The organism is Klebsiella sp. CN_Kp091, assembly GCF_040065095.1.
Taxonomy (GTDB): domain Bacteria; phylum Pseudomonadota; class Gammaproteobacteria; order Enterobacterales; family Enterobacteriaceae; genus Klebsiella; species Klebsiella aerogenes.
The window spans coordinates 57,982-70,078 of sequence record NZ_JBEAIO010000036.1; the positions used below are offsets into that span (position 1 = coordinate 57,982).

Sequence of the window (12,097 nt, forward strand, 5' to 3'; positions counted from 1 at the left end):
CGAGTTAAACATGTTGATGCTTTTTCTCACCGTGGCGCTGGTGCACATCATTGCGCTAATGAGTCCAGGGCCGGATTTTTTCTTCGTTTCGCAAACCGCGGTGAGCCGCTCGCGCAAAGAGGCGATGATGGGCGTGCTGGGGATCACCGGCGGCGTGATGGTCTGGGCGGGCGTCGCGCTGCTCGGCTTGCATCTGATTATCGAGAAAATGGCCTGGCTGCATACGTTGATTATGGTCGGCGGTGGGCTGTATCTGTGCTGGATGGGCTATCAAATGCTGCGCGGCGCGCTGAAGAAAACTGATGTAGCGGCAGCGGAACCGCAGGTTGAGCTGGCGCGTAGCGGGCGCAGTTTCCTGAAGGGCCTGCTGACTAACCTCGCCAACCCGAAAGCGATTATCTACTTCGGATCGGTCTTCTCGCTGTTCGTTGGCGATAACATCGGCGCCGGGGCGCGTTGGGGAATTTTCCTGCTGATCGTCCTTGAAACGCTGGCGTGGTTCACCATCGTAGCCAGCCTCTTCGCACTGCCGAAAATGCGCCGCGGCTATCAGCGGATGGCAAAGTGGATAGACGGCATCGCAGGAACCCTGTTTGCCGGTTTCGGCATTCATCTGATTATTTCGCGCTAACTCGTCATGCGATTATCCACCCGGTTGGTTGCCGGGTGGGGCAGACATTAGTGACGAAGGCGCTGTAGTTCATCCCTGGTCAAACCGGTCATTTCCAGGATGGCATCGTCATCCATGCCGCGATTGAGCATCGCTGCGGCGACCTGTAAAAGGGCCTGTAGTTTTCCTTCTTTGATGCCTTCTTTAATACCTTCTTTAATACCTTCTTTAATACCTTTCTCTCTACCTTCTGCGAGCCACGTTTCTGCCAGAGTCATTAGCATTCCTCCATGCTGCGGCACACGCTGTGCCAGCCCATACAATAGCGCCCGAATATCCTGAGCTTCTCCCGCCTGAGCCATATATTTTATCAGCACGGCGATTTGTTGTCCGCTCATCTGCTCCAACATTAAGAGATGGGTCAACTTGTCCAGCAGTTGTGCCATATCGCGCTGGCGAATATGTTTTTGTACCAGTGTAAGCGCCGCCATACTGCGGTGGCGCATAATTTCGTCATCAGGGATCACCGTAATATCGACCAGCGGAAACGCGCCTGAATAGAGCTGATGGGCAAGCATCGAGTCGTCAAAATTATCCAGCCAGTTCAGCGACCATGGATAGGGGCTGCGGCGTCCTTGATAAAAGAGAATGGGAATTACCAGCGGTAACGTTTTATGACCATTCTCCAGATGCCTCTGCATGGCGGCGATGGCGTAGCGCATCAGGCGGAATGCCATCAGTTTATCGGGTGAACTCTGGTGTTCTATCAGGACATGGATATACCCCGGGCCGCGGTTTGTCTCCAGCGAATAAAGAATATCGCTGTAGTAGGGCCGCAGGTCATCTTCCAGAAAACTCCCGGATTCCAGGCGAAGCGTATCCAGTTTGCAAACCTGAATTAACGCCGGCGGAAGGTGGATCTCAATAAAATCGCGCGCCGTTTCTACCCGCGACAGAAAGGTCTTAAAGACTGCATCATGAGGGGTTGCCGTTTCCGCCATTTTCGTTCATCCGTGAATAAACCCAATGGCGGCATTCTGGCACTGAAAAGGCGGGGCCGACAGCGCGTGGATAAAGTCTCTCTCATCTTTGCGCGCCAGCACGCGTGATAATACGACTAAGGCCGCAAATGGCGCAGCGCTGTGCGAGCAAGATTCCAGTATTCAGGCGTGACGGGCGGAAGCGAGCAGCGCACCCACCAGCATAAACAGCGAACCAAACACTTTATTCAGCGCCTTCATCTGCTTCGGACCTTTAATCCAGGCCGCAATGCGCTGCGCCAGCGTCGCGTAACCGATCATCACAATGATATCGACTACGATAGTGGTGACGCCGAGTACCAGGTACTGCATCACCTGCGGCTGATGCGGCACGATGAACTGGGGAAACAGCGCGGCGAGGAAGACGATACTTTTTGGGTTGGTCAGATTGACGAACACCGCGCGTTTATAGAGCTTACCGCGGCTTTGAGTTCGCGCCAGCGTATTCAGGTCGATTGAACCCGCCGCCCGCCATTGCTGAATCCCCAGCCAGATAAGATAGGCCGCGCCCGCCCATTTCAACACTTCAAATGCCAGTACCGAGCGCGAGAAGAGCGTGCCCAAACCGACGCCGACCAGCACGATATGAATGGCCAATCCGGTTTGCAGGCCGGCAATAGAGGCCGCCGCGCCGCGATAGCCGTGGTTGATGGATGTGGTCATGGTATTGATCGCGCCGGAACCCGGCGACAGGCTGAGAATGATTGATGTCAGCAGATAAGCGAACCACCACTCGAAGGTCATGAGAATCTCCCTGATTGTCTATTTTTATGCCACAATACGCTATTGCATCAGCATTGTGTGATGTGCGACAAAAAAACGATTTTCAGCGGTTAACAGGGGTGTAAACCCGATGTTTGGGCAGCAAAAGGACTGGGACACACGAGAAAACGCGTTTGCGGCCTTTACCATGGGGCCGCTGACGGATTTTTGGCATCAGCGGGAAGAAGCTGAATTTACGGGCGTCGATAAGGTTCCGGTACGCTTTGTGCGCTTTTGTGCCGCAAATAACGACCGGCTGGTGGTCATTTGCCCCGGCCGCATCGAAAGCTACGTGAAGTACGCCGAACTAGCCTACGATCTCTTCCACAGCGGCTTTGACGTGATGATTATCGATCACCGCGGTCAGGGTCGCTCCGGTAGGTTGCTGTCTGATACCCACCGCGGTCATGTTGTGCGCTTTAGCGATTATGTTGACGATCTGGCTGCGCTTTGGCAGCAGGAAGTGGTTCCCGGCCACTGGCGTAAACGTTTTATTCTCGCCCACTCGATGGGCGGCGCCATTGCCACGCTGTTCTTGCAGCGTCACCGGCAGCATTGTGACGCCATTGCCTTGTGCGCGCCAATGTTTGGCATCATCATGCGCCTGCCTGACTGGATGGTGCGCCATATTCTCGACTGGGCTGAGGGCCATCAGCGTATTCGCGAAGAGTATGCCATCGGTACGGGCCGCTGGCGGGCGCTGCCGTTTTCGCTCAATGTATTGACTCATAGCCGCCAGCGCTATCGTCGCAACCTGCGTTTTTATGCTGACGATCCGCGGCTACGCGTTGGCGGGCCAACCTATCACTGGGTGCGTGAAGGTATTCTGGCCGGTGAAGAGATATTGTCCGGCGTCGAGAAAGACACGACTCCGACGTTATTGATTCAGGCTGAGGATGAAAGGGTGGTCGATAATCTGATGCACGACCGCTATTGTGAACTCCGTTCCGCTGCCGGGCACCCTTGCGAAGGCGATAAGCCGCTCGTTATTGAAGGGGCATATCACGAGATCCTTTTTGAAAAGGACGCTATGCGCTCAGTCGCGCTAAATGCCATCGTCGATTTTTTCAATCGACATACTTAATCCGACGATAGATCTCGTCGCCCTGCTTAGAGGTTAAATTTTTTATGTACCAGGTTGTTGCGTCTGATTTAGATGGCACGCTGCTTTCCCCCGACCATTTCCTCACCCCATATGCCAAAGAGACGCTGAAGCTACTCACCGCGCGCGGGATAAATTTCGTCTTCGCCACTGGCCGCCACTACATCGATGTGGGGCAGATCCGCGATAATCTCGGCATTAAGTCGTACATGATCACCTCTAACGGCGCGCGGGTACATGATAGTGAAGGAAAACAAATCTTCGCCCATAACCTCGACCGCGATATCGCCAGCGATCTGTTTGAGATGGTGCGTAACGATGTGAAGATTGTGACCAACGTCTATCGTGAAGATGAATGGTTTATGAATCGCCATCGCCCGGAAGAGATGCGCTTCTTCAAAGAGGCGGTATTCAACTACAAGCTTTATGAACCGGGCGAGCTGGATGCGGATGGCATCAGCAAAGTTTTCTTCACCTGTGAAGATCATGAACATTTGCTGCCGCTTGAGCAGGCTATCAACGCGCGCTGGGGCGACCGCGTCAATGTGAGTTTCTCCACGCTAACTTGTCTTGAAGTAATGGCCGGCGGTGTTTCGAAGGGACATGCGCTGGAGGCCGTTGCGAAAATGCTCGGCTACAGCCTCAAGGAGTGTATTGCCTTTGGCGACGGCATGAACGACGCCGAGATGCTGTCGATGGCCGGTAAAGGCTGCATTATGGCAAACGCCCATCAGCGGTTGAAGGATTTGCATCCGGAGCTGGAAGTGATCGGCAGCAACGCCGACGATGCCGTACCGCATTACCTGCGCAAGTTATATCTCGATTGATAAACATTGACGACTGGCTAATAAGTGGTCAGCCGTCAACCCTTCTCTCCGCTACAATGCCTGTTCTTTATTCAATGAGACGACCGTTGTGGCGCTTTTAATTATCACCACTATCCTGTGGGCCTTTTCGTTTAGTCTGATTGGCGAATACCTTGCCGGTAGCGTCGATAGCTATTTTTCCGTGCTGATGCGCGTGGGCCTGGCAGCGCTGGTGTTCCTGCCTTTCCTGCGTACGCGCGGCCAGTCTCCGCGTACCATCGTGCTCTATATGCTAGTGGGGGCAATGCAGCTTGGCATTATGTATTTGCTGGCTTTCCGCGCCTATCTCTATCTGACGGTGTCGGAATTTCTGTTGTTTACGGTCTTTACCCCGCTGTATATCACCCTGATTTACGATCTGCTCAGCGGTCGTAAACTGCGCTGGGGCTATCTGCTTAGCGCGGCGTTGGCGGTGTTAGGGGCGGCGATCATCCGCTATGACAAAGTCAGCGATCATTTCTGGACCGGGCTATTGCTGGTGCAGTTGTCGAATATCTGCTTCGCCATCGGCATGGTGGGCTACAAGCGTTTGATGGAAGTCCGCCCGATGCCGCAACACAATGCTTTTGCCTGGTTCTATGCCGGCGCCTTTATTGTGGCGGTAGCGGCGTGGTTTATGCTGGGCAATCCGCAGAGGCTACCGACTACCGGCCTGCAGTGGGGAATCCTGGTCTGGCTTGGCGTGGTTGCTTCCGGATTGGGGTACTTCATGTGGAATTACGGCGCGACGCAGGTGGATGCCGGTACGTTGGGGATCATGAATAACGTTCACGTCCCCGCCGGGCTGCTGGTTAACCTTGCTATCTGGCAGGAGCAGCCTCACTGGCCGAGCTTTATCATTGGCGCGCTGGTAATCCTGGCTTCGCTATGGGTCCATCGCCGCTGGGTCGCTCCGCACTCCGTACAAACGGCAGATGATCGCAAGCGTGGTTCCGCGCTGAGCGAATAAATGCTTCTGTTACCGGCTGGCGTTGCTCGCCATCGCGCACCGCAGCGTACAGCCGGCTCCACAGTCCTTCTCCCAGGGTTTTGGTGACAATCAAACCCTGGCGTTCAAAACTTTCCACCACCCAGTGCGGCAGGGCGGCGATACCCATTCGCGCGGCAACCATCTGAATTAGCAGCAGCGTGTTATCGACGCTTTTCAACTGCGGGCTGATCCCCGCCGGTTGCAGGAAGTGGCGCCAGATGTCCAGTCGCCCGCGCTGTACCGGATAAATCAGTAACGTTTCCGCAGCCAGATCTTCCGGGGAGATGCGCGTTTTCGCCGCCAGCGGATGTTCCGGTGCTAACACCAGACGAACTTCATAATCAAACATCGGTGAATAGTGCAGACCGCTACGCGGTAAAATATCTGAGGTCATCACCAGATCGAGTTCACCCTGCTGCAGGGCTGGCTGCGGGTCAAAGGTGACGCCGGACTGAAAATCAACTTCCACCAGCGGCCAGCGGGCGCGGAAGCTTTCCAGCGCCGGGGTGAGCCATTGAATACAGCTATGGCACTCAATCGCCAGCCGCAGACGGGTTTGCTGTGGTTCGTTGCAATCCTGTAGCGCGCGAGCGATCTGCGGCAGCACCTGATTGGCCAACTGCAGCAGAATTTCTCCTTGCGGCGTGAAGCGTAGCGGCTGGCTTTTACGCACAAACAAACGGAAGCCAAGGCGCTGTTCCAGATCGCTAAACTGGTGGGACAGGGCCGACTGGGTTTGGTGCAGGGCCGCCGCCGCGCCCGCCAGCGAGCCGCTGTTCCGCAACGCCTGTAGCGTTTTCAGGTGTTTAATCTCGATCATGAATGTCCTTCACTTCGGCATGAATAATTTGCGCTTGAGGAATATACAGTACCTTTACATTATGGATGTGTAAACATCTGGATGGCTAAATGCAAAAAATTCCATAAGGGGCATAACATGACAATCCTCAATCACACCCTCGGTTTTCCTCGCGTTGGCCTTCGCCGCGAGCTGAAAAAAGCGCAAGAGAGCTACTGGGCGGGCAACGCCACGCGTGAAGAGCTGTTGGCGGTAGGTCGCGAACTTCGCGCTCGTCACTGGGAGCAGCAGAAACAGGCAGGCATTGATCTGCTGCCGGTGGGCGATTTTGCCTGGTACGACCATGTTCTGACCACCAGCCTGCTGCTGGGCAACGTGCCGGCTCGTCATCAGAACAAAGACGGCACCGTCGATATCGATACCCTGTTCCGCATTGGTCGCGGTCGCGCGCCGACCGGCGAACCCGCTGCCGCCGCGGAAATGACCAAGTGGTTCAATACCAACTATCACTACATGGTGCCGGAATTTGTCCAGGGCCAGCAGTTCAAGCTGAGCTGGACTCAACTGCTGGATGAAGTGGACGAAGCGCTGGCGCTGGGCCACAAGATTAAGCCTGTACTGCTGGGGCCGGTAACCTATCTGTGGCTGGGCAAAGTAAAAGGCGAACAGTTTGACCGTTTAAGCCTGCTGAACGATATCCTTCCGGTTTACCAGCAGGTACTGGGCGAGCTGGCGAAACGCGGTATTGAGTGGGTGCAGATTGATGAACCGGCGCTGGTACTGGAGCTGCCGCAAGCATGGTTGGATGCCTTTAAACCGGCTTATGAGGCCCTGCAGGGGCAGGTAAAACTACTGCTGACTACCTATTTTGAAGGGATCGCCGACAACCTTGATGTTATCACCGCGCTGCCGGTACAGGGGCTTCACGTCGATCTGGTGCATGGCAAAGATGATGTTGCTGAACTACATAAACGCCTGCCGGCCGACTGGCTGTTATCCGCCGGGCTGATCAACGGTCGTAACGTCTGGCGCGCCGATCTCACGGAAAAATATGCGCAAATTAAGGCGATTGTCGGTCAACGCGAACTATGGGTCGCCTCTTCCTGCTCCTTGCTGCATAGCCCGATCGATCTGAGCGTAGAGACCCGTCTTGATGCCGAAGTAAAAAGCTGGTTTGCTTTCGCCCTGCAGAAGTGCGGCGAACTGGCGCTGCTGCGCGATGCGCTGAACAGCGGTGATACGACGGCGATCGAGGCGTGGAGCGCGCCAATCCAGGCTCGTCGCCATTCGACTCGCGTACACAACGCGGCAGTGGAAAAACGGCTGGCGGCAATCACCGCGCAGGACAGCCAGCGCGCCAGCCCTTATGCCGAGCGCGCACAGGCGCAGCGCAGGCGCTTTAACCTGCCAGCATGGCCGACGACGACGATCGGTTCATTCCCGCAGACAACCGAAATTCGTACCCTACGTCTGGACTTCAAAAAGGGCAATCTTGATGCCAGTCATTATCGGACGGGTATTGCTGAACATATTAAGCAGGCGATCGTCGAACAAGAACGTCTGGGTTTAGACGTGCTGGTGCACGGAGAAGCCGAGCGTAACGACATGGTGGAGTATTTCGGCGAGCATCTGGACGGTTTCATCTTCACGCAAAACGGTTGGGTGCAAAGCTATGGCTCTCGCTGCGTGAAGCCGCCGGTGGTTATCGGCGACGTCAGCCGTCCGCAAGCGATCACCGTCGAGTGGGCGAAGTACGCGCAGTCTCTTACCGACAAGCCGGTCAAAGGCATGTTGACCGGTCCGGTGACCATTCTGTGCTGGTCCTTCCCGCGCGAAGATGTCAGCCGTGAAACCATCGCGAAGCAGATTGCGCTGGCGCTGCGCGATGAAGTGGCGGATCTGGAGGCGGCCGGTATCGGTATTATCCAGATTGATGAACCGGCACTGCGCGAAGGTCTGCCGCTGAAGCGCAGTGATTGGGATGCTTATCTACAGTGGGGTGTAGAAGCTTTTCGCATCAACGCCGCGGTTGCTAAGGATGACACCCAGATTCATACCCACATGTGTTATTGCGAGTTCAATGACATCATGGATTCTATCGCCGCGCTGGATGCCGACGTCATCACCATTGAAACCTCGCGTTCTGACATGGAACTGCTGGAGTCGTTTGAAGAGTTCGAATATCCAAACGAAATCGGCCCGGGCGTTTATGATATTCACTCGCCAAACGTACCGAGCGTGGAGTGGATTGAAGGGTTGCTGGAGAAGGCCGCGCAGCGTATTCCGGCGGAGCGCTTGTGGGTTAACCCGGACTGCGGCCTGAAAACTCGCGGCTGGCCGGAAACCCGCGCCGCGCTGGCGAACATGGTGCAAGCGGCGCAGAATCTGCGCGAATCAGCCTGATAGATAGGCGGAAAACAACAGAGGAGGCCACGGCCTCCTCTTTTCATGTATCAGGCGAGTTACCCTTTTTTACCGCCATATTGAGCAAACCAGGCCAGCATTCGCTGCCAGCCGTCTTTGGCTGACTCTTCGTGATAGCTGGCGCGATAGTCGGCGTTAAAAGCGTGATCGGCCTCGGGATAGACCACGATCTCGGCGTTCGCATTCGCCGCCCGCAGCGCCTGGCGCATGGTCTCGACGGTATCCTGCGGAATGCTGGCGTCTTTAGCGCCGTACAGGCCAAGTACCGGCGCGTTGAGGTCGACGGCGATATCCACCGGGTGTTTTGGCGAATTCAGCGATTTTTCTCCCACCAGTTTGCCATACCAGGCGACGCCTGCCTTCAACTGCGGGTTATGCGCGGCATACAGCCAGGTGATGCGACCGCCCCAGCAGAAACCGGTGATCAGCAGACGATGGGCATCGCCGCCGTGGCGTGCCGCCCAACTGGCGACGTGGTCGAGATCCGCCAGCACCTGCGCGTCAGGCACCTTAGTGACCAGTTCTTTGAACAGGGTAGGGATATCGTTGTACTCATTCGGATCGCCCTGGCGGAAGTAGAGTTCTGGCGCAATCGCCAGATAGCCTTCCTGCGCCAGGCGGCGGCACAGATCGCGAATATGCTCATGTACGCCGAAAATTTCCTGCACCACGATAACGATCGGCAGTGGGCCGTCGGCGTTTTTCGGGCGGGCGTGATAGGCCGGCATATTCTCGCCCTGCGATGGGATCGAGGTTTCTCCGGCGACAATATGCTCATCCGACGTATGGACGGCGGTAGAGGCGTGCGGCGAGGCTGCAGGTGCGAATCCGGGTTGCTTGGTTGTGGTCATGGTATTCTCCGTACCCTTATTTATTAGCGCATCGATAAATATAGACTCTTAGACTGAACGTTAATAAAGCACAGTGCCTGAAAGCGGCTATCTTTTGTTCTGTGACCGCGAATATAACTTGTTAATGTGATGTGAATCACTATTTGTTGAAAAACAAATGCAATCATTGTTATGCATGGTGACCATCATCACAAAAATAAGCGAGTGGCTTCTGTAAAGTACCCTTTTGCTTCTGCTGATACTTCGACCCACAGAGGAGTTTTTTATGTCCAAGTCTGATGTTTTTCATCTCGGCCTCACTAAGAACGATTTACAAGGGGCTACGCTGGCTATCGTCCCTGGCGATCCGGAGCGTGTGGAAAAGATCGCCGCGCTGATGGATAAGCCGGTTAAGCTGGCATCACATCGTGAATTTACCTCCTGGCGCGCTGAGCTGGACGGCAAACCGGTGATTGTTTGCTCCACCGGTATCGGCGGCCCGTCGACCTCTATCGCCGTGGAAGAGCTGGCGCAGCTGGGAGTTCGTACCTTCCTGCGTATCGGCACCACCGGCGCGATTCAGCCGCATATCAATGTTGGCGATGTACTGGTGACGACCGGTTCTGTCCGTCTGGACGGCGCCAGCCTGCACTTTGCGCCGATGGAGTTTCCGGCCGTTGCTGACTTCGCCTGTACCACCGCGCTGGTGGAAGCGGCGAAATCAATCGGCGCGACTACGCATATCGGCGTGACTGCTTCCTCTGATACCTTCTATCCAGGCCAGGAGCGTTACGACACCTTCTCCGGCCGCGTCGTGAGCCGTTTCAAAGGCTCGATGGAAGAGTGGCAGGCAATGGGCGTCATGAACTATGAAATGGAATCCGCTACGCTGCTGACCATGTGCGCCAGCCAGGGCCTGCGCGCAGGGATGGTGGCAGGGGTTATCGTCAACCGTACCCAGCAAGAGATCCCTAACGCCGAAACCATGAAGCAAACCGAAAGCCACGCGGTAAAAATCGTTGTGGAAGCGGCGCGCCGTCTGCTGTAGTTCTTCTCTCTTTCTGACAGGGCCGGATCTTCCGGCCCTTCTTTTTTGCGTAGCGCCTCGCAGGAAAATCCTTTTCAACTGGACGTTTGTACAGCACAATTCTATTTTTGTGTCGTAAGTGGTTGCCGGGGAGGCGTTGTGGATATCTCTATTGTGATAAGCGCCGTGGTGGCGCTGGCGGCAGGATTAATCGTTGGCTGGCTGGCGACAAAAGCCCGTGCCGATCAAATCCGTGCCGATCTCATTGAAGAGCGCCGCGAGCTGGATATCGAACTTAGCGCCGCACGTCAGCAGCTGGTGCAGGAATCGCACTGGCGCGATGAGTGCGAACTTCTCAACAACGAGCTGCGCAGCCTACGTGATATCAACACCTCGCTGGAGGCCGACCTGCGTGAAGTGACCACCCGTCTGGAATCTACACAGCTGCATGCCGAAGATAAAATCCGCCAGATGGTCAACAGCGAGCAGCGCCTGAGCGAGCAGTTTGAAAATCTGGCGAACCGCATATTCGAACACAGCAACCGCCGGGTTGATGAACAAAATCGCCAGAGCCTGCATGGCCTGCTGACGCCGCTGCGTGAACAGCTCGACGGCTTCCGTCGCCAGGTGCAGGATAGCTTCGGCCTGGAGGCGCGTGAGCGCCACACGCTGGCGCATGAAATCCGCAACCTGCAACAGCTGAACGCACAGATGGCGCAAGAGGCATTGAACCTGACGAAAGCGCTGAAGGGCGATAACAAAACCCAGGGCAACTGGGGAGAAGTGGTGCTAACCCGCGTGCTGGAGGCCTCCGGCCTGCGCGAAGGCTATGAGTATCAAACTCAGGTGAGCATCGAAACCGATAACCGATCGCGGATGCAGCCGGATGTTATCGTGCGTCTGCCGCAGGGCAAAGACGTGGTTATCGACGCCAAAATGACCCTTGTCGCCTATGAGCGTTATTTCAACGCTGAGGATGATTACACCCGCGAAGCGGCGCTGCAGGAGCATATTGCCTCGGTGCGTAATCACATTCGCCTGCTGGGGCGTAAAGATTACCAACAACTGCCAGGGTTACGTTCGCTCGATTATGTGCTGATGTTCATCCCCGTTGAGCCAGCGTTCCTGCTGGCCATCGACCGTCAACCTGAGCTTATCAGCGAGGCGCTGAAGAACAATATTATGCTGGTTAGCCCGACAACCCTGCTGGTGGCGTTGCGCACCATCGCCAACTTGTGGCGCTATGAGCATCAAAGCCGTAATGCGCAGAAAATCGCCGAGCGCGCCGGGCGCCTGTATGACAAGATGCGACTGTTTGTCGACGATATGTCGGCTATTGGTCAAAGCCTTGATAAAGCCCAGGATAACTATCGCCAGGCGATGAAAAAGCTCGCCTCGGGGCGCGGCAACCTGCTGGTTCAGGCCGAGTCATTCCGTGGCCTGGGAGTCGAGGTTAAGCGCGGGATTAATCCTGATTTAGTCGAGCAGGCCACGGCGCAGGATGACGAATACCGCCTTGAGGAAGATGAAAATTCACCGCAGGAAGATGTGCTTAGCGCCGATTCCGCGCCTGCAGCGAGAGCAAACGAGCACGTCAGGCCAAGCTGAAACGTATGGGAAATGGCCTGAATCTGTTACACTCGCTGAACATTTTCTTGATAAGTAAG

11 protein-coding genes are annotated in these 12,097 nt (G+C 55.6%); 7 read left to right on the forward strand and 4 right to left on the reverse strand.

From position 1 onward, the window contains the following. The first annotated feature begins 10 nt into the window (after positions 1 to 10). The gene (gene rhtC, locus ABLV17_RS14385) at positions 11 to 631 is read left to right on the forward strand and encodes a threonine export protein RhtC (protein WP_032715391.1); all 621 of its coding nucleotides are present in this window, start codon (positions 11 to 13) and stop codon (positions 629 to 631) included. Between the two features lie 47 nt (positions 632 to 678). Here rhtC and ABLV17_RS14390 read toward each other — a convergent pair whose 3' ends face one another. Together ABLV17_RS14390 and rhtB are read right to left on the reverse strand one after the other, a co-directional pair. Then, on the reverse strand, positions 679 to 1,611 hold the full coding sequence (locus tag ABLV17_RS14390; RefSeq protein ID WP_113374976.1) for an Rpn family recombination-promoting nuclease/putative transposase: 933 nt from the start codon (positions 1,609 to 1,611) through the stop codon (positions 679 to 681). Between the two features lie 162 nt (positions 1,612 to 1,773). Further along, on the reverse strand, positions 1,774 to 2,394 hold the full coding sequence (gene rhtB, locus ABLV17_RS14395; protein ID WP_015368855.1) for a homoserine/homoserine lactone efflux protein: 621 nt from the start codon (positions 2,392 to 2,394) through the stop codon (positions 1,774 to 1,776). A 109-nt stretch (positions 2,395 to 2,503) separates the two neighbouring features. Here rhtB and pldB point away from each other — a divergent pair, with 109 nt between their 5' ends. From pldB to ABLV17_RS14410, 3 genes are all read left to right on the forward strand, one after another. Next, positions 2,504 to 3,496, forward strand: coding sequence for a lysophospholipase L2 (gene pldB / locus ABLV17_RS14400; RefSeq protein ID WP_045378727.1), 993 nt, complete (start codon positions 2,504 to 2,506; stop codon positions 3,494 to 3,496). A 44-nt stretch (positions 3,497 to 3,540) separates the two neighbouring features. Continuing rightward, on the forward strand, positions 3,541 to 4,341 hold the full coding sequence (gene yigL, locus ABLV17_RS14405) for a sugar/pyridoxal phosphate phosphatase YigL (protein ID WP_015368853.1): 801 nt from the start codon (positions 3,541 to 3,543) through the stop codon (positions 4,339 to 4,341). A gap of 88 nt (positions 4,342 to 4,429) precedes the next feature. After that, complete coding sequence (locus ABLV17_RS14410) at positions 4,430 to 5,329, forward strand: carboxylate/amino acid/amine transporter (RefSeq protein ID WP_015368852.1); 900 nt, start codon at positions 4,430 to 4,432, stop codon at positions 5,327 to 5,329. Here the strand turns inward: ABLV17_RS14410 and metR are convergent. Then, positions 5,217 to 6,170, reverse strand: coding sequence for an HTH-type transcriptional regulator MetR (gene metR, locus ABLV17_RS14415; RefSeq protein WP_015703991.1), 954 nt, complete (start codon positions 6,168 to 6,170; stop codon positions 5,217 to 5,219). The two genes, ABLV17_RS14410 and metR, sit on opposite strands and share 113 nt — an antisense overlap. Positions 6,171 to 6,287: 117 nt before the next feature. Here metR and metE point away from each other — a divergent pair, with 117 nt between their 5' ends. Further along, positions 6,288 to 8,552: a 5-methyltetrahydropteroyltriglutamate--homocysteine S-methyltransferase gene (metE, locus tag ABLV17_RS14420; protein WP_015703992.1), complete on the forward strand. Its 2,265-nt coding sequence runs from the start codon at positions 6,288 to 6,290 to the stop codon at positions 8,550 to 8,552. A 59-nt stretch (positions 8,553 to 8,611) separates the two neighbouring features. On the opposite strand, the gene ABLV17_RS14425 is transcribed toward metE, so the two are convergent. Continuing rightward, positions 8,612 to 9,424 (reverse strand): dienelactone hydrolase family protein, encoded by an 813-nt coding sequence (locus tag ABLV17_RS14425; protein ID WP_063414943.1) that lies wholly within the window; start codon positions 9,422 to 9,424, stop codon positions 8,612 to 8,614. Positions 9,425 to 9,689: 265 nt separating this feature from the next. On the opposite strand from ABLV17_RS14425, the gene udp reads away from it, so the two are divergent. Beyond that, the gene (gene udp, locus ABLV17_RS14430; RefSeq protein WP_004181652.1) at positions 9,690 to 10,451 is read left to right on the forward strand and encodes a uridine phosphorylase; all 762 of its coding nucleotides are present in this window, start codon (positions 9,690 to 9,692) and stop codon (positions 10,449 to 10,451) included. Between the two features lie 138 nt (positions 10,452 to 10,589). Then, a complete protein-coding gene (gene rmuC, locus ABLV17_RS14435) occupies positions 10,590 to 12,038 on the forward strand; it encodes a DNA recombination protein RmuC (protein WP_308958005.1) in 1,449 nt (482 codons plus the stop codon). Positions 12,039 to 12,097: the final 59 nt, after the last annotated feature.

Coding starts and splice junctions, on each gene's coding strand:
- rhtC (WP_032715391.1), top strand. CDS start 11: ATGTTGATGCTTTTTCTCACCGTGGCGCTGGTGCACATCATTGCGCTA.
- ABLV17_RS14390 (WP_113374976.1), bottom strand. CDS start 1,611: ATGGCGGAAACGGCAACCCCTCATGATGCAGTCTTTAAGACCTTTCTG.
- rhtB (WP_015368855.1), bottom strand. CDS start 2,394: ATGACCTTCGAGTGGTGGTTCGCTTATCTGCTGACATCAATCATTCTC.
- pldB (WP_045378727.1), top strand. CDS start 2,504: ATGTTTGGGCAGCAAAAGGACTGGGACACACGAGAAAACGCGTTTGCG.
- yigL (WP_015368853.1), top strand. CDS start 3,541: ATGTACCAGGTTGTTGCGTCTGATTTAGATGGCACGCTGCTTTCCCCC.
- metR (WP_015703991.1), bottom strand. CDS start 6,170: ATGATCGAGATTAAACACCTGAAAACGCTACAGGCGTTGCGGAACAGC.
- metE (WP_015703992.1), top strand. CDS start 6,288: ATGACAATCCTCAATCACACCCTCGGTTTTCCTCGCGTTGGCCTTCGC.
- ABLV17_RS14425 (WP_063414943.1), bottom strand. CDS start 9,424: ATGACCACAACCAAGCAACCCGGATTCGCACCTGCAGCCTCGCCGCAC.
- udp (WP_004181652.1), top strand. CDS start 9,690: ATGTCCAAGTCTGATGTTTTTCATCTCGGCCTCACTAAGAACGATTTA.